Genomic DNA, 22,765 nt, shown 5'->3' on the forward strand with positions numbered 1-22,765 from the left:
GGAACGCCACGCGAAGCGTGACGTCCCCGAAAACCAGCACGAACCCCTATGAACCAGCCCCGCCAGGATTGACGAAACAGATAGGGGCACCCCCCCGGCTACGCCCGGCAGGTGCCCGACCCGGAGGAGCCGGCCCGCTATCGGCGGCTGCTGCATAGTGCGCCATCCGCACCCAGCCCGACCTGGTCACCGGAATCCGTCTCCCGGACACCTGGGCCGGCCGTCCGGCCGGCGGCTGAGACCGGCCCCGCGACCGGGACCCACGGCCCCCGGGTCGACCCCAACGGCCCTCGCCCGGGCCCGGTTCGGCGCCCACGCTGGACTTGAGCCCAGGTCGCCGCAGCGGTGCCACGGGCCGAAGGAGCTGATCGCCATGACGACCCTGGCGGGAACATCTGACCGCCCTGTGCGGGTGAACGCGGTGCTCGACGAGCCGCTGTCGCGGTGGCTGTGGCTGGTGAAGTGGATCCTGGTGATTCCGCACTACGTGGTGCTGTTCTTCCTCTGGATCGCCTTCACCGTGGTGAGCGTGGTCGCGTTCTTCAGCATCCTGTTCACCGAGCGCTATCCACGGTCTCTGTTCGACTTCAACCTGGGCGTGCTGCGCTGGAGTTGGCGGGTGGCGTACTACTCGTACGGCGCCCTGGGCACCGACCGGTACCCGCCCTTCAGCCTGGGCGAGGAGCCCGACTACCCCGCGCGGCTGGACATCGCCTACCCCGAGCGGCTCTCCCGGGGACTGGTCCTGGTGAAGTGGTGGCTGCTGGCCGTCCCGCACTACATCGTCATCGGGTTCTTCCTCGGCGGGTGGCACCTCGGCTGGTGGGACGGCGGACTGGTGGCCGTGCTGGCGCTGATCGCCGCCGTGACGCTGGCCTTCACCGAGAAGTACCCGCGGGCCCTGTTCGACCTGGTCCTCGGGCTCAACCGGTGGGTGCTGCGGGTGGCCGCCTATGCCGCCCTGATGACGGACACCTATCCGCCCTTCCGGCTCGACATGGGCGGCACCGAGCCCCACGAACCCTTCGCGCCCGAGGACCTGTCGTGACCACGCTGCTGGTGGGGGCGTTCCTGATCGTGCACGGGCTGTTGCACCCCGGAGTGTGGACGGCACCGCAACAGCCCGGCACGGCGGCCCCGTTCACTCCCGGGCACTCGTGGGTGCTGGCTGCCGCGGGCGTCCGTCCGGCCCCGGCCTGGGCCGCGGCACTCGCGCTGGCCTGGTACACGGCGGTGGTGTACGCCGTCGCCGGCGCCGGAGTGCTGGCGGGCACCGGCTGGTGGCCCACGGCCGCCCTGGTCGCCGCGTCGAGCGGGCTGGTGCTCAAGGCGGTCTGGTTCGACCCGTGGCTGAGCATCGGTGTGCTGCTGGACGTGGGCGTGATCACCGCTGTGGCCTGTGCGTGGCCCACCTCCGTCTACTGACGACAGGGGAGATCAGTCGTGCGGCACCACCGCGACCGGTGCGGCGGCATGCTGCAGCACCGCATGGGCCACGGGACCGATGTGACCGCCGATCGAAGTGTGGCGTTCACTGCGGCCCACGACGACCAGGCCCGCATCGCGTGAAGCGTGCACGAGATGACGGCCGACGCTGCCGATCACGGCCTGTGCGTGCACCTCGACGCCGGGAAACTTGTCCCGCCACGGCCGCAGTATGTCGGTCAGCGCGTGCCGCACCTGCTCGGCCAGTTCCTCGTTCAGCCCGACGTCCATGGCGCTGCCGTAGCCGTAGGAGGTCGGCAGGCTCCAGCCGTGGATGATCTGCAGGCCGCTTGCACGGCGCAGGGCCGCGTCGAACGCGAAGCCGATCAGCGCGCCGCCGGGGTTGTCCAGGTCCAGCCCGAGCAGCACATCGCGATACGGGGTGGTGGTGGACGTCCCGCCCGAGGCGTCCGGCAGATGCTCGTCCGGGGCGCGCTCGCCGGCCCGGACGAGAACGACGGGCCGCGCGGCACGGGCCACCACGGCGAGGGAGACGGAGCCGACCAGGAACCCGGCGACCGTGCCGAGACCCCGGGATCCGAGGACCAGCAGGTCGGCCTCCTCCGCGGCGGCCAGGAGGGCCGCGACCGGCTGACCCCCGGTCTGCTGTATGCCGATGTCCAGACCGGGGTGGCGGTGTGCGAGCCGGGACCGTGCATCGTGCAGCAGGGTCTTGGCCCATGCATGCTGCGCGTCGAGTGCGCCCGGGGCGGGAACTCCGGCGAGGGCCGGGATCAGCTGGGACTGCTGTTCCCAGGCGTGCAGCAGGCGCAGCGCCGACCCGCGTTGTACTGCCTCGCGGGCGGCCCAGTCGGCGGCGGCGACACTCTGCGGTGAGCCGTCGAGGCCGACGGTGATGGTGGGCATGTGCGGACCTCCTTCGGGGTTGCTCTGCCAGTTTCCGGGCGGCGCGGGTGAGGCAGCAGGGGTCTCAAGTCCCTGCCGGGGGCCGGTCGGCCCACCCACGGCGAGTGCCTGACACCGCTCAGGGGCAGCCCCGGTGTCACGGGCGGCGGTGACGAGGATGCCTCCGCCGCCGGCGCAGGTCATAGCGTGCCGCCGCCGCACTTCCCGCGGAGCGCGCAGCACACGTCACTCTCCGACCGGATTGGTCGCACGGCCCCCATGGTGCCCCAAGCGGCCCCTCGGCCCGCCCCACCAGGAGGACAACGATGAGGGGGCCACCCATACCGGCGGAACCTGTCTCCTGGGACCAATGCCATGATCACCGCAGCTGTTGTGCTCCAACTGCTGATTCTCGCGGGCGCGTTGTACGACACGGCACGTCTGGGGGCGTCGTCCGGAGGCCGCCGTCCGGTGTGGCCCCGGCGCCGGCGCCGTCGCGCCGCGCTCGAAGCGGCCGAAGGGCATCTCGTGCGGCAGCGGCTGCGCGGCCGGATCGACGCGGCCGTGTACCGGGAGAGGATGCGGACGATAGCGGACGGACAACGCCCCCGGGCAGGTCGCCACTTCTGACTCCGGAAGCGAGACTCCTCCGTGCAAGGACCCGACCGTCCCTGAGACAGGCCCGGTCGCCCCTCTTCCCTCCCGTGGCCACGGAGTGATCGTTGGGTTGGGCGCGGACGCCGGGCACGGCATCCGAAGAGGTTCCCCGTCCCCCGCCGGAAACGGCGTCCGCGCCAGCAGAGCCCAGGGGACAGGTCCATGGCGCCGCACGGCCCCACGGTCCGGGCGGTCCGGGCGGGCCGGGGGCCGGAGTTCCCCAACCCATGGGGCCATGTGGCCCCTCTTCCGCCCAGCGCCCCGAAACGGCACCGAAGCACGGCAGGACGTTTGCTACACAGAAGGTCGCCGCGCAGTCGACGCGGCGGTCTTCGCACCCCCATTCCCCGCCCGGGAGGCTCCATGCTGTCCGCAGAATCCGCCGCCGTGGTACGTGCCACCCTGCCCGCCGTGGCCGGAGCGCTCGACGAGATCACGACGCGCTTCTACGGGGCGATGTTCCGGGACCGGCCGGAGCTGCTCGACGGAATGTTCAACCGCGGCAACCAGGCCAGCGGAGACCAGCGGCGCGCACTGGCCGGCTCCATCGCCGGGTTCGCGACCGCGCTGCTGGCCGACCCGGACGCCCGGCCCGACGCCCTGCTGGCCCGGATCGCGCACAAACACGCGGCCGTCGGGGTCACCGACGACCAGTACACGATCGTGCACAAGTACCTGTTCGGTGCCATAGCCGAGACCCTCGGCGACGCCGTCACCCCGGAGGTGGCGGCCGCCTGGGACGAGGTGTACTGGCTGATGGCCGGCGCCCTGATCGGCCGGGAGGCGCGCCTCTACCAGGACGCGGGCGTCGAGCCGGGCCGGACCTGGCGGCAGTGGACGGTTGTCGAGCGCCGCACCGAGACCACGGACACGGTGTCCTTCCTGCTCCGCCCGGCGGACGGCCGACCGGCGCCGCGGGCGCGGGCGGGCCAGTACGTGAGCGTACGGGTGCTCATGCCGGACGGTGTCCACCAACTGCGTCAGTACAGCCTGTCCTCGGACCCGGACAGGGAGCTGCGGCGTATCACCGTCAAGCGCGTCGCCGACGACCCGGCCGGCGAGGTCTCCCATCTGCTGCACGACCAGGTCCGCGAGGGAGTCGAACTCACCCTCTCCGCACCTTTCGGGGACGTGTTCCTCGACGGCCCGGCCGCCGGCACCGACCCGCTGGTGCTGGTCTCGGCGGGCATCGGCTGCACCCCCATGACGGGCATCCTGGCCCACCCCGACTGGGCGCCTCCACCCGCCGGGTGCTGGTCCTGCACGCCGACCTCTCCCCCGCCGACCACGCCCTGCGCGCCGAGACCCGCGAGCTCGTCGGGCAACTGCCGTACGCCCGGGCGCTCTTCTGGTACGAGCGTCCCGGGGCCGAGGAGCCCGAGGCCCGCGAGGGCAAGATGGACCTCTCCGGGGTCGAACTCCCCGACGGCGCCACGGTGTTCCTGTGCGGCCCGCTGCCGTTCATGCGCGACGTCCGCGCCCAGTTGCTCCGCGCCGGGGTTCCGGCACGACTCATCCGCTACGAGGTCTTCGGCCCCGACCTGTGGCTGCCCGGCAGCGCGGCCTGAACCGCGCTGCAACCTTCCAGGAAAGGATCCACGATGACGAGCGACAACTCCCAGGCCGCGCCTTCGGTTCGGCTGCGTTTCGACGGCCCGGTGGACCAGGAGACCCTCGCCTACGCCCGTACGAAGATCGACGCCGTCGTCGGCCGTTCCGGTCTGCCCGCCATCACCGGTGAGGTACGGATCGTGCGGGCGGCCGTCCGCCATGCCGACCGGCCGTGGCTGGCCACGGCCGACCTGCACGTCGGCGGCAGGCAGGTGGTGGCCCTCGCCGAGGAGTTCACCGGCCGGGCCGTCGTGGACCTGCTCCAGGACCGGCTGCGCCGCCAGACCGACAAGGCCGCCCAGGCCTGGGACGACGGCCACCGGACCGAGGCGCCGCCGTGGCGCGGCGGCGGTCAGCGGTCGGCGTAAGGCCTCGGTGGGAACGGCCCGGTCGGTCACGGTCCGCCGATCGGGCCCCTGTCGTGTGCTGCCTCGCCGGGACGCGGGCCGACCGGCCCGCACAGGTGACCAACGGCCCACTGCCCGGGCCCACGGGCACACGAAAACGTGGTCGTCGTGGTTCCCGACCGGTCGGCGAGGACGAGGAGTTGTGTGATGACGAAGGCGTATCTGGTGGGCAGCGGGATCGCGGCGCTCGCCGCGGCCACGTTCCTGATCCGTGACGGCGGATTCGACGGGGCGGACATCCACCTCTTCGAGGAACAGCACACCGTCGGGGGCAGTCTGGACGCGGGCGGCAGCGTGGTCACCGGCTACAGCATGCGCGGGGGGCGGATGTTCGAGGCCGAGTTCCGCTGCACGTACGACCTGCTGTCCGCGATCCCCACGCTTGACGATCCCGCGGTGTCCGTGACGGAGGAGATCCTCGCGGGGCACGAGGAGTTCGCCTGGGACGACGCCGCGCGGCTCGTCGACGGAGACGGAAAGATCGTCGACACCGCCTCGATGGGGTTCTCCGAGCGCGACCGGCTGGAACTGGTCCGGTGCCTGGCGAGCCCCGAGGGGCACCTGGACGGCAAACGCATCACGGACTGCTTCGGGGAGCACTTCTTCACCACGAACTTCTGGTTCATGTGGTGCACCACGTTCGCCTTCCAGCCCTGGCACAGCGCGATCGAGTTCCGCCGCTACCTGAGGCGGTTCGTCCATCTCTTCCCTGAGTTCGCATCGATGTCGGGCATCCACCGCACCCGATACAACCAGTACGACTCGATCGTGCGTCCCCTGACTGCCTGGCTGGGCGAGCGCGGCGTCACCGTGCACACCGGAAGCCGGGTCACCGACCTCGGGTTCGCACCGGGGCAGGGCGGCACCACGGTCGAGGCCATCCATATCTCCCGGGGCGGCCTCGACGAGAAGATCGCCGTGGCCTCCGAGGACCTGGTCCTGGTCACCAACGGCTCGATGACGGACGCCTCCAGCCTTGGTTCGCACACCACGGCGCCGCCCCCGGCCGGCCACCGCTCGCAGGCGTGGCTGCTGTGGCACCGCATCGCCCGCGGGCGCGAGGACTTCGGCAACCCGGCGGTATTCGACAAGCACGTCAAGGAGTCCCGCTGGGAGTCGTTCACGGTCACTGCCAAGGATCCCGTCTTCCTGGACGCCCTGGCCGAGTTCGCGGGCCGTGAGACCGGCAGGGGCGGGCTGATGACCTTCACCGACTCCAACTGGCTGCTGACGATCGTCGCCAACCGCCAGCCCGTCTACCGCGACCAGCCCGAGGGCGTGTCCGTGTGGTGGGGCTACGGTCTGTTCCCCGGCCGCGCGGGCAACCACACGCCCAAGCCGATGACGATGTGCTCCGGCCGGGAGATCCTCGGGGAGGTGCTGCACCATCTGCGCTTCGACGCGTCGACGGCGGCCCGGGTCCTGGAGACCTCCACCGTCGTCCCCTGCCTGATGCCGTACATCACCAGCCAGTTCCTGGTCCGCCGCCGCGAGGACCGGCCCCATGTCGTGCCCGAGGGATCGGTCAACCTCGCCTTCATCGGACAGTTCGCGGAGGTACCGGACGACGTCGTCTTCACCGTCGAGTACTCGGTGCGCACCGCGTGGACGGCGGTGGCTCAGCTCCTGAACCTCGACCGGCAGCCTCCCGCGGTCTACAAGGGGCACCACGACCCCCGTGTCCTGGCCGCGGCTCTGGAGACGATGCACCACCGGTGATCGGGCACGACTCGGACGGTGAAAGGAGGGCGCGAGGCCGAGAGACCAGATCGGCACCTTGTCGTCCCTGTACCCCGACGCCGAAACAGGCGGGATCCGTGGCGCGTCCTCGGTCAGCACCGCCGAGACGGAGTGCACGTCCGCGCGTCGCGCGGCGAGGTCGTCCGGCACCGCCCCTTGCGTCGCCAGCGCCGCAAGCAGGCCGCCGGGCAGAGCGAGTGTCCAGATTTGTTGTCCGTGCCGACGTCCTCGCTGACGTCCTGCACTGGGAACGTCCCACGTCACGGCAGGCGGACGGGAGGGGCCGATACGGCCACGTCGGCCGGTGCCGGGCGGTGACCGCCACGCGCCGACGCGACGGCTCACCGGGCCTGCGACTGGCCGCCTGCCTCGCGGAGGCCGCCGCCGAACTGCTGGCAGATCCAGCGGTCACCAGGATCCGGGAATGCGAGGCGGACGACTGCGTGATGCTCTTCCTGGCCGCCCATCCGCGCCGCCGCTGGTGCTCCGCCACCCGCTGCGGCAACCGGGTGCGCGTCGCCCGCCACTATCAGCGCACCAAGGCCAGATGACCCGAACGTCCCACGCCCCGGGACCTCGGGGTGTAGACGTCGTGGTCGGTGTGCGTGACCTCGAAACGGTGCACGTCCGGCTTCTCGTTGTGGGGCTGGTTCGTACTCAGGGTCTGCGGTGCGCTGCCGGTCAGGGGGTGCGGCGAGCCCGGTCCCGGCGATTGCGTCGAAAGGCGGGACGAACGGCCCTGCCCCCGGGGCCGGGCAAGGACGCAGGCTGGAAGCCGAGACGACGTGGTCGATCCCCTCGTCAGGGAGACGGGCGCCGGACATGAACCCAGAAGCCACGGACGCGACCGACCAGACACGGGTACTGGTCGTGGAGGACGACCGTGGCATCGCGGAGTCCCTGGTGCGTGGACTGCGGCAGGCCGGCTATGCGGTCGAGGACGTGCGGACCGGGCGGGCTGCGCTGGCCGCGCCCTCCCCCGATGTGGTGCTGCTCGATCTGGGGCTGCCGGACATCGACGGGGTCGAGGTGTGCCGGCGGCTGCGGGCCCGGTCGACTGCGGCGATCATTGCCGTGACCGCCCGGGGTGAGGAGGCGGACCGGGTGGTCGCCCTGGACGAAGGAGCCGACGACTATCTGGTCAAGCCGTTCGGGCTGGCCGAGCTGCTGGCGCGGATCCGGGCGGTGCTGCGCCGTCGGCGCCCGGCACAGCCGGAGATCCTGCGGCACGGGCCGCTGGCGCTCGACCTGCGCACCCGGCAGGTCTCCGTCGACGGCCGCGCGGTCGCTCTGACGCCGAAGGAGTTCTCCATTCTGGAGTGCCTGGCCGCCGATCCGGGCCGGGTGGTGAGCCGGCGGCAGATCCTGGAACGGGCGTGGGACGCCCACTGGTACGGGCCCACGAAGGTGCTCGACGTGCATGTCGCCGCGCTGCGCCGCAAGCTCGGCGTCCCGGGGCTGATCGAGACGGTGTACGGGCACGGCTTCCGGCTCGGAGTGGTCCAGGAGTCCGAGGAGCAGCCGTGACCCGCCGGATCGCCTGGACGCTGCTGGCGCTGACCTCCGTGCTGCTGGTGCTGGCGGTCGTACCGCTGGCGGTGTCGATGACGGCGCGCGAGCGCGTCTCCTACCGCGACAACCAGCGGGCGGCCACCCGCGTGATCGCCGCGGCCGCCGAAGAACACCTCTCCGACCACAAGTCGGCCACCGCCATGCGCAAGGAACTCGGCACCGCGGCCCGAGCCGGGGACTGCGCCGCGGTGTACGACGCCTCCGCGCGCCTGGTGGCCGCCACGCCCTGTACAGCGGCGCAGGGCGAGGAGGCGGCGGAACTGGTGGGGAAGGTACTGGCCGGGCACGAGCCGGAGCCGCCGGAGAACGAGGGCCGACTGCTGGTCGCGGAACCCGCCGGTGAGGTGCGCCGCCCGGCGGGAGCTGTGGTACTGGCCCGCTCCGCGGCCCCGCTCGACGCCCGTATCGCCACAATCTGGGGCTGGTCCGCCGCGATCGGCACCGCGGGGCTGGCCGCATCCGTGCTGCTGTCCGTCCGCCTCGCCCGCTGGGTCGGCCGTCCTCTCTCGACGCTGGACGCCAGCGCCCGGCGGCTGGGCGAGGGAGCCCTCGACGAACGGACCGACGTCGGCTGCGGACCGCCGGAAGTGCGCCGGCTGGCCGCCACCTTCAACACCATGGCGGCCCGCACGGAAGCCCTGGTGCACGGCCACCGGGCGGTGATCGCGGATGTGTCCCACCAACTGCGCACTCCCCTGGCCGCGTTGCGGCTGCGGCTCGATGTCCTCGCCGCCGGCGCCGAAGAAGCCACCGCGACGGAACTGGCCGCCGCCCAGGACGAGATCGCCCGGCTGTCCCGGTTGGTCGACGGACTGCTGGCGGTCGCGCGCGCCGAACAGGCGACACCCCGCCCGACCGCGGTGCACGTCGACGAGGTGGTGGCCGAGCGGGTGGCCGCCTGGTCGCCCGTGGCGGAGGAGCGCGGGGTGCGGCTCAGCGCCGTGTCCGCTGGACCCGCGGTGACCGTCGCGCTGGGCGCGGGCCATCTGGAGCAGATCCTCGACAATCTGATCGCCAATGCGGTGGAGGCCGTGCCCGCCGGCGGGAGCATCACCCTCGACGACCGCGCGGCGGGCGCACGGGCCCGGGTGCTGGTGCGGGACGACGGGCCGGGGATGACGGCCGAGGCGAAGGCGGTCGCATTCCACCGGTACGGAAACCCGGAGGCCAGGGGCAGCGGCCTGGGGCTGGCCATCGTCCACCGTCTGGTCACCGCCAACGGCGGCACGGCACGCCTGGAGGACACCCCGGGCGGCGGGCTGACCGTCGTACTGGATCTGCCGCTGTGGACGGACCGCGGGCACGAGCGGGGGGTCGCGTCGAGATCCTTACCGGTGGACCGGACGGCGGATCGGAACCGGTAGATCTTTACGGGATCTGAAGAAGACGCGAACCAGTTCCCGAGTGCCGTCGGCACAGCCTGGAGAAGCACGAACCCGTTGCGGGCCGCAAATAACCAGGAGCGCTGCCATGGCACCCTCGCCCGACGACTTCCACCGGACCTCCTCCCCCGCCGGTTCCCAGCAGGCGCGCGACCACGGCCTACGGCGCAGCCGCCGCATCACGCGGTGGATCGCCGTCACCGCCGTGGCCGGCGCCGCGGCCCTCGGCAGCCTCTACACCCATCTGCTGCCGGGCAGCTCGGCCTCCCCCGCGCCGCCGGGCCCACCCGCGCAGCACTCCGCCGCTTCCACCGCCGGCACCACGGCACGAGGAGAGGACCAGCAGGGCGAGGGCGATGACGAGGGCGCAGCCCCGGTCACCCAGCCGGCACCACAGCCCCCCGCCCAGCCGCCGGCCGCCTCCCAGGGACAGCCGCACACCACGACGGGGGCGTCATGACCCCCCGCGCCCCGGCACCGGCCCGGACCGCCTTTCCCGCTCTGGGCACCACGGCCGCCCTGTTCGTGACCGACCCGAGTGCCCTGCCCGTCGCGACGGCCGTCCTGCGCGCCGAGTTGGCCACCGTCGATCTCGCGTGCAGTCGTTTCCGGCCCGACTCCGAACTCAGCCGCGTGAACCTGGGTGCGGGCACCTCCATGACCGTCAGCGCGTACTTCGCCGAAGCGCTCCAGGTCGCCCTGCGTGCCGCCCGGATCACCGACGGCGCCGTGGACCCGACCGTGGGCAGGGCTGTGATCGCGCTCGGCTACGACCGCACCTTCGCCTCCGTGCGCCCCGACGACGCCCGTCCGCTGCCCGTGTCCCGGCCCGCGCCGGGCTGGCGGCGGATCGTCTTCGACCCGCACACCCGCCGGCTGCGTCTGCCCGCGCACACCCGCCTGGACCTGGGTGCCACCGCGAAGGCCCTCGTCGCGGACCGCGCCGCCCGGCGCGCCGCGGCCGCCACCGGCAGCGGGGTTCTCGTCAGTCTCGGCGGCGATCTGGCGACGGACGGGCCTGCGCCGGAGGGCGGTTGGCGTATCGCGCTCGCCGACGACCACGCACAGCCCCCCACGGAGCCGGGCTCCGCCGTCGCCGTGACGGGCGGAGCGCTGGCGACCTCCGGCATCCGGGTGCGCACCTGGCGGCGCGACGGGCGCACCCTGCACCACATCGTCGACCCGGCCACCGGTGACCCCGCCGCACCCGTCTGGCGCACCGTCACCGTCGCGGCCGCCACCTGCGTGGACGCCAACACCGCCAGTACCGCCGCGATCGTGCTGGGCGGGCGGGCCGTGGACTGGCTGCGCGGCACCGCCCTGCCCGTGCGGCTGGTCGGCCTCGACGGCGATGTCGTACGCCTCGGGGGCTGGCCGCCCGATTCCCACGGTCCCGCCCAGGGAGGCGCGCGATGACGATCGTGGCGCTGACCGGCAGCCCCCTGTGGTACGCCAGCCGTGCGAGCGGCACCCTCTCCCTGATCCTGCTCACCGCCACCCTGGTGCTCGGGATCGCCTCCGGCGGACGCTCCGCACCGCGCCGGATCGGCCGGTTCGAGGTCGGCCTGCTGCACCGCAACCTGTCCCTGCTCACCCTGGTGTTCCTCGCCGTGCACGTGGTGACCGCGGTACTCGATCCGTTCGTGCACCTGGGATGGGCGGTGTCCGTGCTGCCGTTCGGCGCGTCCTACCGTCCGCTCTGGCTCGGGCTGGGCACGGCTGCGCTCGATCTGCTGCTGGCGGTGCTGGTGACCAGCGCGCTGCGGCTGCGGCTGGGGGTGCGGCGCTGGAAGGCGGTGCACTGGCTGGCGTATGCGGCATGGCCGTTCGCGCTCTTCCACGGGGTGGCCACCGGCACCGACACCCGCCTCCCCCTCCAGCTGTGGCTGTACGCCGGGTGTCTGGCCTCGGTGGTCGCTGCCGTGTGGTGGCGCCTGGCCAAGGCGGCTCCCGGGCGGGTCGCCGGGCGTCTGGTGGCCGCCGTGACCGCGACCGCCGTACCGGTGGTGCTGACGGGGTTCCTCGCCACGGGGCCGCTGCAGCCCGGCTGGGCCCAGCGTGCCGCCGCGACGACCATCCTGCTCGGAGGTGGACGATGAACTCCTCGGCCGCGACGTCCTTCGCGCCCGACCGCCCCTGGGCCGGGCCGGTCGATCCCTCCCCGGTCCGTCTGCTCGCCGGGTGGTACTCCACCGGGCAACCGGCCACACTCACCGATCATCTGGGACGCTACGGCCCGCCTCCCGGGAGCCGTGGCTCGATGCCCCTGGTGGAGGCCGTCGAGGCGGCGGGACTCACCGGGCGCGGCGGCGCCGGGTTTCCCACCGCCCGGAAACTGCGTGCCGTCGCGGAACACCGTGGCCGCTCGGTGGTCGTCGTCAACGCCATGGAGAGCGAACCCGCCAGCCGCAAGGACCGGTTCCTGCTCGCCGTCGCACCCCATCTCGTCCTTGACGGTGCCGTCCTGGCCGCCGCCGCGGTCGGTGCCGACACCGTCCACCTGTGCCTGCCCCGCGACCGCACGGCCCAGTACAGGCAACTCGGGGCGGCTGTGGCCGAGCGCAGGCACGCCCGCCTCGACCGGGTCCGGGTGCGCGTGCACGCCCTTCCGCACGCCTACGTCTCCAGCGAGTCGACCTCTCTGGTGAGCTGGCTCAACGGGGGTCCGGCCCGTCCGCAGGGCAGCCCGCGCACCCACGAACGCGGCGTCGCCCGGCGCCCCACGCTCGTGCACAACGCCGAGACCCTCGCCCACCTGGCTCTCATCGCACGACACGGCCCCCACTGGTTCCGGCAGGCCGGCGCCCCGGACGAGCCCGGCACCACACTCGTCACCGTCTCCGGCGCCGTCGCCGCCTCGCGTGTCCTCGAGGTCGCGATCGGCACCCCCCTCGCCACAGTCCTCGACCGTTCCGGCGGCCCGACGGAACCCGTGCAGGCGGTCCTGCTCGGGGGCTTCGCCGGCAGCTGGCTCCTGGCGGAGCATCTGCACATGCCCCTCACCCGCCGCGATCTGGCCCCTCTCGGTGCCGCGCCTGGTGCGGGCGTGCTCGTCGCGCTCGCCCATTCGGCCTGCGGGCTGAGCGAGACGGCGCGGATGCTCGCCTATCTGGCCGCTCACGGCGCCCACCAGTGCGGTCCCTGCCGTTTCGGTCTGCCCGCCGTGGCCGAGGACTTCGCCGCCCTGGCGGCGGGACGGGCCGACGCGGATCTGTTGTCCCGTCTGCACCGCCGGACCGCTCTGCTGCCGGACCGGGGCGCCTGCCGCCACCCGGACGGCGCCGCCCGCCTCGCGGCCTCCGCACTGCACACCTTCGCCGAGGACGTCGAGCGGCACCTCACCCACGGTGTCTGCGAGGCAGCTCGTCGGCCGCCCCGGATACCCGTACCGCCTGCCACACCCCCGGAGGGGTGGCGATGACCCGCACCCGGAGCCTGCGCATCGACCGCATCGCCTGTACGGGCCAGGGCCTGTGCGCGGAACTGCTGCCCGAGCTGATCGACCTCGACGAATGGGGCTACCCCGTGCTCAAGGACCGGGCTGTCCCGGAACGGCTGCACACCCACACCCGCCGGGCCGTAGGCGCCTGCCCCCGCCTGGCCCTCCATGTCGAGGACGCCGAGCCGTGATCACCGGCGCTCACCGATCGGTCGCTGCCTCGCGGGCCGCGAACGTGGCCGGAGTGACACCGGTGCGGTCACGGAAGAACCGGCCGAAGTTCGCGGGATCGGTGAAGCCGAGGTGAGCGGCCACGGCCCGGGCATCCCATCGGGCGACTCCCAGCAGGCGCCGGGCTTCGAGCAGCCGCCGTTCGTCGATGAGCTCCCGCACTCCGTTGCCGGTCGCGTCCCGGGCCGCCCGGCTGAGGGTGCGGACGGAGCAGCCCAGCAGCTCGGCGTAGTCCGCGGCCCGGTGTACGTCGCGGAAGTGCAGCTCCAGGGCGTCCCTGAACCGTCCGTAGGTGGCAGCACGCCCCGTGTCGGCCGTCGGGTCCGCCGGGGCGACACCGGGGGCGTTGGCGAGACGCAGCAGCAGCGACTCGAGCAGGCTGCGCCGCAGAGCGTGGTGGAGTTCGAGGGGGCGGCGTCCCAGTGCGCGGTGTTCGTCGAGGAGTTGGAGCGCCGTCTGCTCGAGCCAGACCGCGTCGTCGGGGTGCGGTGTCAGCACGGCTGGGGCCTCGTGCGAGGTGAGCGGCGCCAGGAGGCGTGCGGTGCCGGGCGTCAGCACGTCCGGCTCGAACAGGATGAAGGGGCCGCGGGCGGTGCCGGGCGGATGCCAGCACTGCGCGTGTCCGGGGCGCACCCACAGCCACTGGCCGCGGGTGACGGACCGGGTGACGTGGTCGACGTCGTGTCGTAGCCCGCCCTCGGTGACCAGGATCAGGTAGTGGAAGGTGGCGCGGCCCGGATACGGCGGGTTCCACGGCCAGTCGTCGTGCTGGCCGAAGAAGTCCTCGATGGTAGCGACCTCCAGGCCGTACGGAGTGCCGACGGGAGGCTGGAAGACGTAGAGCGGCACCGCCCTCGGGCCGGTCCGTCCGCTCGCGTTGGGCTGTCGCTTCCCGACCATCATGTGTCCGCACCTTACTGCCGTCCGCGTCGGTTCCGGCGGAAGGATGGGGCGCGGCTCCGCGGCCTTGGATGCCGCGGCCCGACACGACCGAGGAGGCCCCAACGCCCATGAACGGACCGACCTTGCAGAAGACCGCCGTCGACTGCGCCGACGAACTTCCCGGAGCCCAGCTCGAGCATCCCTTCGGTCCTGACTGGGAGGTGTTCAAGGTGCGCGGCAAGGTGTTCATGCTGATGACCGAGGTTCCCGGGCGGCCCGTTGTGATCCTCAAGGCGGATCCCGGCGAGGCCCGCGCCCTGCGGGAGCAGAACAGGCACATCACACCGGGCTATCACATGAACAAGAAGCACTGGATCACGCTGGAGGGCGGGGAAGGCGTCCACAAGGAGCTCGTCAGTGAACTGGTCACCGACTCCTACCTGCTCGTCGTCGCTCGTCTGCCCAAGGCCGTGCAGCCCGTCGACCCGCAGACGTACGGCAGCGGGAAACCCCGGTGACTCCGAGGGCGGGGTGACGATCAGCCCCTGTCCGTGAAAGACGCCATTGACAAGCGGAATCGCGTCCGTGCCGAGCGGGTGCCCGAAGGGGAGCAGCCCGAGCGGCTGCGGTGCTGCCCGCCGAGCACCGTCGAACTCCCTCTGCCCGACCAGGAGGGCCTGGTCCGGTGGCGGTGGCGGCAAGTCCTCCGTCTTCAAGATCCCGAGCTGGCAGACGGCGGTCCAGAAGAGCGCCGGCGGCGGCTTCCGCCAGGTGCCGAACGTCTCGGCGCACGCAAACCCGAGCCCCTGCGTCTCGATCGACTCGCAGGTACGCGGGCCGGGGAGACCCCGGCCCGCGTTCCGGCGCGCCAACAGGTGGTGCGGCAGGGGCGTTCTCAGGCGGACTCTCGTTCGGCCCGTCGCCGTATCAGCTCCTCGATCGCGGTGGGGAGCGTTGTTTCGAAGTCGATCAGCTTCACCCAGGTCGGGGTGATGACGATGCGGACCATGCCGTCGTAGAGCGAACGAATCTCGGCCTCCCAGGCGACCCGCTGCTCGGGCGTCATCTCGTAGCTGCCGTTCATCTGCAGGTACTCCTGCGGGATGTCGTCGACGACGTCCAGCTCGGCCCGCCCGCGGATGAGCAGGATCTTCGGCGGGTGCACCTCGGTGTCGATCGTCAGCGCGACGTCGGGGTTGTGCCGCAGGGACGGGAGCTTGGGGGCGTTCTCGGTGGTGCACAGGACGATCTCCGAGCCGTTCCAGGTGAAGGCGATCGGGATGTTGCGGGGTGTCCCGTCCTTGGCGACGTAGGCCAGACGGGTCAGGTCGCGGGCCAGCAGTTCCTGACTGATCGGGCGGTTCAGGATCTCGGTGATCTCACGCTGTTCCATGGTCTTCGCTCCCGTGGTCGGCATCCTCGAGCCGGTCCTTCGCCGCTCGTACCCCTGGGACGGAGCCGGGCGGTCGTTCTCGACATCCCGGGTGGACCGGCACCAGCGGGCGACTGCCTGCTACCTGCCCGGTCCGCACAGGTAGAGCGTCTGTGCGGCGGACGCGGTGTCCGAGCCACCGTAGGCGGAGGCCGGGACCTTGGCGCAGGTGGCCTGTACCCAGGCGGTGATGCCCGCGGCCGCCGTCTCCTGCGCCGCCGACGCCCGCGTCCTGTCACCGCTCACTGTCTGCTGGGCGCCTCCGAAGAGGGCGCCCGGCCCGCGGTCGCCGCCGACCAGCACGTACCGCACCGCGCCGCTGTCGACCAGGTCCCGGAACCGGTTCCGGGTCGGGAAGGGCACCCGGCCGCTGAAGCCGCCGACCGGCAGGACCTTGGCGCCGCTTGCCAGGATGTACGGCGCCGCCGAACTCCAGCTGGTCGTGGCGAACACGTAGGACGCCGAGCCCTGGTGGGCGCGGGCGTAGGCGAGCAGTTGCTGCTGGGATGCGGTCAGCGCGCCGCCGGAGGCCGTGCCGCCGAAGCCGCCCGCGCCACCGGGGGCCCCGTAACGCACCGTGCCGCGCGTGCCGCTGCGGGCCGCGGTGCCGAGCGCTGGGCCGCCCGCCCAGGCCTGCTGGCGGAACCGGGCCGCCGCGGACCGCGTCGCTCCCATGCCGCCGCCGGACGACGGGCCGACCGCGCCCATCACGTTGGTGCGGTACGACGGGGCGAAGACCTGCACCGCCCAGGCGCTCGGAGCGAGGAGAAGGGCGGCGAGCGCGGTGGCGAGGCCGCCGAGCGCCAGCCGGCCGCCGGCCCGGCGCCCGCCCGGACGGGCCGCGACGAGCAGCGCCAGGGCTGCGACGGCGAGGACGCCGACGGTGGGCGCCAGCCACGGCGCGAAGGAGGAGAACCGCCCGGCCAGGTATGCCGTCCAGGCCGCGGTCACCGCCACCGCGCCCGGCAGGACCCAGGCGCGCGGCCCGCCGGCCCGGTAGGCGCGCCACAGCAGGACGGTCCCGGCGCCGGTGAGCGCGGCGAGAGGCACGGCGATGACACCCATGTAGTAGGTGTGCCCGCCGACGCTGCCGGCGCTGAAGACCAGGAAGTACAGGGCCAGCCAGGTGCCCCACAGGAGGTATCCGGCGCGCAGCCGGTCGGTGCGCGGCCGGCCCCGCGACCACAGCAGTCCGCACACCGCGGCGATGGCCGCGATCGGGTAGAACCAGCCGGTCTGGGAGGCGAGCGAGGTACCGAACATCTTCCCCCAGCCGTTCTGGTCACCCCCGAACCCGCCAGTACCACCGCGCATGCGTGCAGCAGCCGCCCCGAACGCCGTCGATCCGTTCGAGTCCCGGGCTGTGCCCGTGCCTTGCGCACCACCCGCGCCGAACGCCCGTGTGCCGCCGTACGCGCCCGTGCCGGTCGCCCGTCCCGCTCCCCCGCCCGGGCCCTGGGCGGTGGTGGGGGCATGGCCGCCCCTGCCGCCCTGGGTCGAGCTGATGCTGCCGGTGGAGGCCGCGTCGATACCCAGGGAGGAGAAACGGGTCAGGAAGTTGTAGCCGACCACCATGCTGAAGGCCGAGTTGTTGCTGGTGCCGTCCACATAGGGCCGGTCCTTGGCCGGGGTGAGGGTGACGGCGACCATCCACGACGCCGACACCGCCGTCATCACCGCGGCGGCGATCCCGAGGTGGGCGAGCCGCCGGCGCACCGTGAGCGGTGCCGAGACGAGATGGACGAGGGCGAGCGCGGGCAGCACGACCCACGCCTCCAGCATCTTGGCCTGGAAGGCGACGCCCACCCAGACGCCGGCCATGAGCAGCGGCCGCAGCCGGCCGGCCAGGGCGGCCCGCTGGGTGGCCTCGGCCGCGAGCAGCAGGCACAGCGTGAACATCGGGTCCTCGACCGAGGTCCGGAACAACCCGACCGCGACGGGGGTCGCCAGGAACGCCACGCCGGCGATCAGCGCCGCGTGCGTGCCGGCCCAGCGGGCGACGATGCGGTGGAGCACCAGCAGGCTCGCGACGCCTTCCAGAACCTGTGGAAGAGTCAGCGCCCACGGGTGGAATCCGAAGAGCCGCGCCGACAGGGCCTGCGGCCAGAGGAATCCCGGCAATTTGTCGAGGGTGATGGAATTTCCGGGGTCGAAAGAGCCGTAGAAGAAAGCCTTCCAGCTCTCCGTCATGCTGCGGGCCGCGGTCGCGTAGAACGTGTGGTACTCGCTGCGTTCGATGCCCCAGGTGTAGAGCAGGACCGCCAGCACGACGAGAACCAGCAGGGCAGGACGTGCGTATGCAGGCTCACCGTGCGGTGATCGCCAGGGCGGGCGGCGGTCCGAGCGGGTGGGGACCGTTGCGTTGAGGACGTTCGTGGCCATGCACAGCAGTCTTGGTCACGACGTCCGCCCGCAACGCCGAAGCGGCGCGTTTCAAGGAAAATCTCATCCCGGCGAGGGGAATTCTTTAGGTGCATGGCATGGCAATGACGCGGATCAAGTCAAGCCCTTACCCATGAGGGAACTATTTCTCATCTTCCGAAGACCCGGAATGGGCGCCCGGCGCCGGTCCGCGTCCGGTTAGGCTGCCGCCATGCACGCCCGGCATGGACGCGGCGAAAGGAAGGCCATGAGCGTGGACGTCGAGCTCCGGCATCTGCGGGCCTTCACGTCCGTGGCGCGCCACCGCTCCTTCTCCCGTGCCGCGGAGGAACTGCTGACCACGCAGCCGGCGCCGAGCCGTACGATCGCGCAGTTGGAGGGCCATCTGGGTGTCCGGCTGCTCGACCGGTCCTCACGGCATGTCGAACTGACCGACACCGGCGCGGAGTTCCTCGTCCAGGTCGAGCGGGCCCTGGCGACCCTGGACCAGGCATTCGCCGTCGCGAGCCGTGGTGTCACCCTTCGTCTCGGGTTCAGCTGGCTGCTGCCCGCCCCCTGGACGCAGCGGACCGTCAGCCGCTTCGAGGAGACCACGGGAACACCCGTCACCCCGACCCGAACCGACGCACCCCCTGCAAGCGCTGCGCCAGCGCACGCTCGACATCGCGGTGGTGCGGGGCGAGTTCGACGCGCCCCGCGCGACGCGCACCTTGCACCCGTTCGACGAACCGCGCATCGCTGTCTGCTCGGAGCACTCCGACCTGACCCGCTTCGAGCATCTGGACTGTGCGGACGTCCAGCACTGGCCCCTGGTCGTCAACACGGTCAGCGGAACCACCGGCCCGTGGTCGTGGCCGGCGGAGCAGCGCCCGGAGCGGATCATCGAGACGGCCAACTACGACGAGTGGCTGGAGTCCGTCGCCGCCAACCGCGGCATCGGCATCGTCCCGGAGTTCGCGCGACGACGTACGCGACATCCCGCGGTCCGCTTCGTGCCGCTCACCCATGCGCCGCCCAGCCCGGTCTCTCTCGTGTACCTGCCCGACGGGCAGCGGACCCTCGGCCGCCGGTTCCTGGACGCCGCCGTGGAGGCCGCTGCCCGGTAGAGGGGGGTGGGACGGCCGCGGGTCAGGGCGTCGGCGCCGGTCCGGGTGGAAGGTGCACCGTCATGACGAGGTGGCAGGTCTCGGTGCCGGCGCCGCGGTAGGTGTGCGGGGTGTCGCCGTCGAAGGTCGCGGTCTGGCCGGCCTCTACGGTGTGCTCGCTGCCGTCGACGACCAGGACCATGCGGCCGGAGGTGACGCTGACGGTCTCCACGACCCCGGCCTGGTGGGGGTGGCTGGGATAGTCCTCGCCCGGTTCCAGTCGCCAGCGCCAGACCTCGACGGGAGCCGGACCCGAGGTCGTCAGCATGAGGCGGGCCTCGCCGCCCCGCTCGCCCGTCCAGAGTGGGGCCACGGTGTCGACGGCCACGATCCGTACGCGTCCTTCCGACGGTCCCTGCATCAGGGCGGACACCGAGATGCCCAGGGTGTCGGCCAGCCGGACCAGCGTGGCCAGGTTGGGGTTGCCCTGGGCCTTCTCCAGTCCCACCAGCGCGCCCTTGCTGACCTGGGCACGGCGGCTGAGTTCGTCCAGGGACAGGCCCGCACGGATGCGCGCCGCCCGGACGTTGTGCGCGACGGTCCGCAGGGCTGCGGCTGTCTCCACCACCTGGTCACCTTCTCCATGGCCGGACGTTCCAATGCACCGCACGGTCGATCGATTGTGGCCTTTGGTCGGTTCGCTGTACGGTGTGGTCGTTCCACTGAAGGTTAAGGGATGGTGCCGTGATCGCTCTGCTGCTGGCCCTGGGCAGCTCCCTCGCGTACGGATGCGCCGACTTCCTGGGGGGTCTCGGCGCCCGGAGGGCCCATGTGCAGCGCACCGTGATGGTCGCCGCCCCGGCCAGTCTCGCGGTCGAGCTGCTGCTGTGGCCGCTGCTCGGCGCGGCCTTCAGCCCCGGATCCCTGGGGTGGGGTGCCGCCTCGGGCGTCGCCTCGGCCGCCGCGTTCGCCCTGCTCTACCGCACCCTGGCGATCGGCCCGATGAACGTGCTCTCCCCGGTGACCGCGCTGGTGTCCGCCGCGCTGCCCGTCGGCGTCGGACTCCTGCAGGGCGAGCATCTGACCTCCGCCGGGGTGGTGGGGCTGCCGCTCGCGCTGGTGGCGGTGGTCCTGGTCAGCGCCGGGGACGGCGCGGGCTCGGCCCGCCCCTCCCGTACGGCGCTGCTGCTGGCCTTCGGCGCGGGCGCCGCCATCGCCCTGCAGTTGGTCTTCCTGCACCAGGCGCCGTCCGACAGCGGGGTCGCTCCGCTGATCGTGGGCCGGGCCGCCTCCTCCGCCGTCACCCTGACCGCGGCCGGACTGATGCACCGCAGGCTGGGCCCCGAGCGGCCGGCCTACGCGCTGTCGGCGGCCGCCGGTGTGCTGGACTCGGCGGCGAACCTGCTGTTCCTGCTCGCCGCCCGCAGTGGGGACCTCACCGTCGTCGCCGTCGTCACCGCCCTCTACCCGACCGGCACCGTCCTGCTGGCCCGCGGGGTACTCGCCGAACGCATCCACCGCGGCCAGCTCGTCGGCCTGGGAACCGCCGCCGTCGCCGTCAGCCTCCTCGCCCTGACCTGAGCGAACCCGTACGACCAAGGAGAAGCGCATGCTGGTCCACCCCTGGGACGCCGGCCTGGACGAGGCCGAGTGGCAGACCTGGATCGCCGACGGCCACGACTTCGGGCAGCTCAGCGTCAACGGCCTGCCCGGCAACCCGCCCATGGTCGTCCCCACCCACTTCACCTGCGACGGACCCCGTCTCCTGGTCCACCTCGCCCAGCCCAACCCCATCTGGAAGGCGATCGAGCACGACCCGAACGTCGTCCTCACCGTCATCGGCGACTACGCCTTCATCCCGGGCCCCTGGCGCGCCCAGCCCGGCACCCCGCCCACCGACGGCGTCCCCACCAGCTACTACGCCACCGTCCAGTTCACCTGCCGCGCCGAGATCGTCGACGAACCCGAGGCCAAGGCCGAACTGCTGCGCCGTCAGCTCGCCCACTTCCAGCCCGACGGCGACCACGCACCCGTCGCGGTCGACCAGCCGCCCTACGGCCGGATACTGTCGGGCATCCGCGGGCTGCACCTCCAAGTCACCGACGTGCAAGCCAAGTTCAAGTACGACGACCACAAACCCGTCGAACACCGCAGCACCGTCGCCGAGCGCCTCACCGGGCGGAGCGAGGGTCTGGACGTGCCCACCGCACGCCAGCAACTGCGCCGCCTGGACCGCATCGGTCCCTGGAAGCCCTAGTCCTGACCGCCCCCACCCCGCCCCGCCCCGCCCCGCCCCGCCCCGCCCCAGGAAACGGAAAACGCCTCCCATGCCCGCCTTCCGCATCACCCCCGCCGTCGCCGACGCCTTCCCCGACACCCTGATCGCCCTGGTCACCGCCACCGGCCTGCGCGGCCGCGAATCCTGGCCGCACACCGCCGCCGCCGTGGAGGAACTGGAGCGACAGCTCGCCGACGACAGCTGGCGCCCCGCCGACGAGAGCGACCCCCGCATCGAGGCCTGGCACACCGCCTACCGCTCCTTCGGCACCAACCCCCGCCGCATCCGCCCCAGCGTCGACGCACTCGGCCGCCGCCTCGCGAAGAAGGGGAGCCTTCCGCGCATCAACCCGGCCGTCGACTCCTACAACGCCGTCTCCATCCGCCACGCCCTGCCCGCCGGCGCCTTCGACCTCGACCACGTCACCGGCGACGTCGACATCCGCCACGCCGACGGCACCGAAGCCTTCACGCCGCTCGGCGAACCCGACACCGTCGAGCACCCCAAGCCCGGCGAGATCATCTACGCCGACACCACCGGCGTCCTGACCCGGCACTGGAACCACCGCGACGCCCACCGCACCCGCGTCACCGAGGACTCCACCCACGTCGCCTTCATGCTCGAGACCCTCCACGCCGACCGCGACGGCGACCTCGTCAAGATCGCCGCCGACGAACTGCAGGGCCTGCTCGCCCCGCACGCCGACAGCACCGCCGTGTCCTTCCTGAGTCCCGCACAACCCCTGGCCACCGCCTGAGTCCGGGCGAGCGGAACGTCGATCAGGGCAGGCGCCGGAGGACGGCTTGAGCCGTCTGTCTGCTCGTGGCGACGGTGGGCGAGCTGATCTGGACGAGCCGGTCGCCCTTGAGCATGTCGAAGAGGGCGAGCTGGTGGCCCACCTCGCGGAAGCTGTACGCGGCGTCGCCGAGGCCGGCTTCCCGCACGGCGGCGCTCTTGCTTCTGGTGCGGTGGACGACGTCCAGGAACGACTTCCTCGTGTACGGCGCGTGCGCCACGGCGACGTAGAGCTCCGCCTCCTGGTAGGCGCACTCGCTCACGTCGCCGTTCACGATCTCCTTGCCGGTTCCCGGCGACTGCCGCAGGACGGCTTTGCCTTCCGCGGGGGTGAGGAGTGTGCACGGATGCTTCAGCGGTTCCGTGGCGGTGTCCGCGCCGGCGCCGCATCCGCTCAACAGCGCGCCCACCACCGCCATCGCCGGCAGCGCGGTGCGACGGGTGCGAAGGATCGGCATTTCTACCTCCCGCAGGGATCTGCGCAACAGACTCAACTCGGCGCTGACTTCCGCATATTGACTTACCCAAACGTTTGGCGCAA

At 72.4% G+C, this 22,765-nt stretch carries 24 protein-coding genes and 2 pseudogenes; 20 read left to right on the plus strand and 6 right to left on the minus strand.

Annotated features, from left to right (window positions below):
* Nucleotides 1–373: 373 nt before the first annotated feature.
* Nucleotides 374–1,048, plus strand: coding sequence for a DUF4389 domain-containing protein (locus ACIRVK_RS40935; protein WP_404256476.1), 675 nt, complete (start codon nucleotides 374–376; stop codon nucleotides 1,046–1,048).
* The gene (locus tag ACIRVK_RS40940) at nucleotides 1,045–1,425 is read left to right on the plus strand and encodes a hypothetical protein (protein WP_404256478.1); all 381 of its coding nucleotides are present in this window, start codon (nucleotides 1,045–1,047) and stop codon (nucleotides 1,423–1,425) included. Before ACIRVK_RS40935 ends, ACIRVK_RS40940 begins: the two co-directional genes overlap by 4 nt.
* Nucleotides 1,426–1,437: 12 nt before the next feature.
* Here the strand turns inward: ACIRVK_RS40940 and ACIRVK_RS40945 are convergent, their stop codons facing one another.
* Complete coding sequence (locus ACIRVK_RS40945; RefSeq protein WP_404256480.1) at nucleotides 1,438–2,352, minus strand: universal stress protein; 915 nt, start codon at nucleotides 2,350–2,352, stop codon at nucleotides 1,438–1,440.
* 354 nt (nucleotides 2,353–2,706) lie between these two features.
* Between ACIRVK_RS40945 and ACIRVK_RS40950 the strand changes: the two genes are divergently transcribed.
* The 12 genes and pseudogenes from ACIRVK_RS40950 (at nucleotide 2,707) to ACIRVK_RS41005 (ending at nucleotide 13,330) form a co-directional block, all read left to right on the plus strand.
* Nucleotides 2,707–2,961 carry a hypothetical protein gene (locus ACIRVK_RS40950; protein ID WP_404256482.1) on the plus strand — a complete coding sequence of 85 codons (255 nt, stop codon included), beginning with the start codon at nucleotides 2,707–2,709 and terminating at the stop codon, nucleotides 2,959–2,961.
* A gap of 390 nt (nucleotides 2,962–3,351) precedes the next feature.
* Nucleotides 3,352–4,556, plus strand: a pseudogene (locus ACIRVK_RS40955) (globin domain-containing protein).
* A gap of 33 nt (nucleotides 4,557–4,589) precedes the next feature.
* Nucleotides 4,590–4,967, plus strand: coding sequence for a hypothetical protein (locus tag ACIRVK_RS40960; protein ID WP_404256484.1), 378 nt, complete (start codon nucleotides 4,590–4,592; stop codon nucleotides 4,965–4,967).
* 147 nt (nucleotides 4,968–5,114) lie between these two features.
* On the plus strand, nucleotides 5,115–6,725 hold the full coding sequence (locus ACIRVK_RS40965) for an oleate hydratase (protein WP_404256486.1): 1,611 nt from the start codon (nucleotides 5,115–5,117) through the stop codon (nucleotides 6,723–6,725).
* 335 nt (nucleotides 6,726–7,060) lie between these two features.
* Nucleotides 7,061–7,297, plus strand: coding sequence for a CGNR zinc finger domain-containing protein (locus tag ACIRVK_RS40970; protein WP_404256488.1), 237 nt, complete (start codon nucleotides 7,061–7,063; stop codon nucleotides 7,295–7,297).
* Nucleotides 7,298–7,568: 271 nt separating this feature from the next.
* A complete protein-coding gene (locus ACIRVK_RS40975) occupies nucleotides 7,569–8,273 on the plus strand; it encodes a response regulator transcription factor (RefSeq protein ID WP_404256490.1) in 705 nt (234 codons plus the stop codon).
* Complete coding sequence (locus ACIRVK_RS40980; protein WP_404256492.1) at nucleotides 8,270–9,682, plus strand: sensor histidine kinase; 1,413 nt, start codon at nucleotides 8,270–8,272, stop codon at nucleotides 9,680–9,682. The genes ACIRVK_RS40975 and ACIRVK_RS40980 overlap by 4 nt, the downstream gene beginning before the upstream one ends.
* 106 nt (nucleotides 9,683–9,788) lie before the next feature.
* Nucleotides 9,789–10,160: a hypothetical protein gene (locus ACIRVK_RS40985; RefSeq protein ID WP_404256494.1), complete on the plus strand. Its 372-nt coding sequence runs from the start codon at nucleotides 9,789–9,791 to the stop codon at nucleotides 10,158–10,160.
* A complete protein-coding gene (locus ACIRVK_RS40990; protein WP_404256496.1) occupies nucleotides 10,157–11,116 on the plus strand; it encodes an FAD:protein FMN transferase in 960 nt (319 codons plus the stop codon). The genes ACIRVK_RS40985 and ACIRVK_RS40990 overlap by 4 nt, the downstream gene beginning before the upstream one ends.
* Complete coding sequence (locus tag ACIRVK_RS40995; RefSeq protein ID WP_404256498.1) at nucleotides 11,113–11,799, plus strand: ferric reductase-like transmembrane domain-containing protein; 687 nt, start codon at nucleotides 11,113–11,115, stop codon at nucleotides 11,797–11,799. The genes ACIRVK_RS40990 and ACIRVK_RS40995 overlap by 4 nt, the downstream gene beginning before the upstream one ends.
* Complete coding sequence (locus ACIRVK_RS41000; RefSeq protein WP_404256500.1) at nucleotides 11,796–13,121, plus strand: NADH-ubiquinone oxidoreductase-F iron-sulfur binding region domain-containing protein; 1,326 nt, start codon at nucleotides 11,796–11,798, stop codon at nucleotides 13,119–13,121. Before ACIRVK_RS40995 ends, ACIRVK_RS41000 begins: the two co-directional genes overlap by 4 nt.
* Entirely contained in the window at nucleotides 13,118–13,330 is a 213-nt protein-coding gene (locus tag ACIRVK_RS41005) for a ferredoxin (RefSeq protein ID WP_404256502.1), read from the plus strand. The genes ACIRVK_RS41000 and ACIRVK_RS41005 overlap by 4 nt, the downstream gene beginning before the upstream one ends.
* 10 nt (nucleotides 13,331–13,340) lie before the next feature.
* Here the strand turns inward: ACIRVK_RS41005 and ACIRVK_RS41010 are convergent, their stop codons facing one another.
* A complete protein-coding gene (locus tag ACIRVK_RS41010; RefSeq protein ID WP_404256504.1) occupies nucleotides 13,341–14,273 on the minus strand; it encodes a helix-turn-helix domain-containing protein in 933 nt (310 codons plus the stop codon).
* Between the two features lie 107 nt (nucleotides 14,274–14,380).
* Between ACIRVK_RS41010 and ACIRVK_RS41015 the strand changes: the two genes are divergently transcribed.
* Entirely contained in the window at nucleotides 14,381–14,770 is a 390-nt protein-coding gene (locus tag ACIRVK_RS41015) for an MmcQ/YjbR family DNA-binding protein (RefSeq protein ID WP_404256506.1), read from the plus strand.
* Between the two features lie 377 nt (nucleotides 14,771–15,147).
* On the opposite strand, the gene ACIRVK_RS41020 is transcribed toward ACIRVK_RS41015, so the two are convergent.
* Entirely contained in the window at nucleotides 15,148–15,645 is a 498-nt protein-coding gene (locus ACIRVK_RS41020) for a pyridoxamine 5'-phosphate oxidase family protein (protein WP_404256534.1), read from the minus strand.
* A 120-nt stretch (nucleotides 15,646–15,765) separates the two neighbouring features.
* A complete protein-coding gene (locus ACIRVK_RS41025; protein WP_404256508.1) occupies nucleotides 15,766–18,066 on the minus strand; it encodes an ArnT family glycosyltransferase in 2,301 nt (766 codons plus the stop codon).
* Between the two features lie 247 nt (nucleotides 18,067–18,313).
* Between ACIRVK_RS41025 and ACIRVK_RS41030 the strand changes: the two are divergent.
* Nucleotides 18,314–18,448, plus strand: a pseudogene (locus tag ACIRVK_RS41030) (LysR family transcriptional regulator); the annotation flags it as partial.
* A 286-nt stretch (nucleotides 18,449–18,734) separates the two neighbouring features.
* On the plus strand, nucleotides 18,735–19,172 hold the full coding sequence (locus tag ACIRVK_RS41035) for a substrate-binding domain-containing protein (RefSeq protein WP_404256510.1): 438 nt from the start codon (nucleotides 18,735–18,737) through the stop codon (nucleotides 19,170–19,172).
* A 22-nt stretch (nucleotides 19,173–19,194) separates the two neighbouring features.
* Here the strand turns inward: ACIRVK_RS41035 and ACIRVK_RS41040 are convergent, their stop codons facing one another.
* Nucleotides 19,195–19,779, minus strand: coding sequence for a helix-turn-helix domain-containing protein (locus ACIRVK_RS41040; RefSeq protein ID WP_404256512.1), 585 nt, complete (start codon nucleotides 19,777–19,779; stop codon nucleotides 19,195–19,197).
* A gap of 116 nt (nucleotides 19,780–19,895) precedes the next feature.
* Here ACIRVK_RS41040 and ACIRVK_RS41045 point away from each other — a divergent pair, with 116 nt between their 5' ends.
* From ACIRVK_RS41045 to ACIRVK_RS41055, 3 genes are all read left to right on the plus strand, one after another.
* Nucleotides 19,896–20,732: an EamA family transporter gene (locus ACIRVK_RS41045; protein WP_404256514.1), complete on the plus strand. Its 837-nt coding sequence runs from the start codon at nucleotides 19,896–19,898 to the stop codon at nucleotides 20,730–20,732.
* A gap of 28 nt (nucleotides 20,733–20,760) precedes the next feature.
* The gene (locus tag ACIRVK_RS41050; protein WP_404256516.1) at nucleotides 20,761–21,408 is read left to right on the plus strand and encodes an FMN-binding negative transcriptional regulator; all 648 of its coding nucleotides are present in this window, start codon (nucleotides 20,761–20,763) and stop codon (nucleotides 21,406–21,408) included.
* A 70-nt stretch (nucleotides 21,409–21,478) separates the two neighbouring features.
* Complete coding sequence (locus tag ACIRVK_RS41055; protein ID WP_404256518.1) at nucleotides 21,479–22,186, plus strand: B3/4 domain-containing protein; 708 nt, start codon at nucleotides 21,479–21,481, stop codon at nucleotides 22,184–22,186.
* Nucleotides 22,187–22,208: 22 nt separating this feature from the next.
* On the opposite strand, the gene ACIRVK_RS41060 is transcribed toward ACIRVK_RS41055, so the two are convergent.
* A complete protein-coding gene (locus ACIRVK_RS41060) occupies nucleotides 22,209–22,682 on the minus strand; it encodes a hypothetical protein (protein WP_404256520.1) in 474 nt (157 codons plus the stop codon).
* Nucleotides 22,683–22,765 lie beyond the last annotated feature (83 nt).

The sequence above is a fragment of the Streptomyces sp. NPDC101152 genome (assembly GCF_044768275.1).
Taxonomy (GTDB): Bacteria; Actinomycetota; Actinomycetes; order Streptomycetales; family Streptomycetaceae; genus Streptomyces.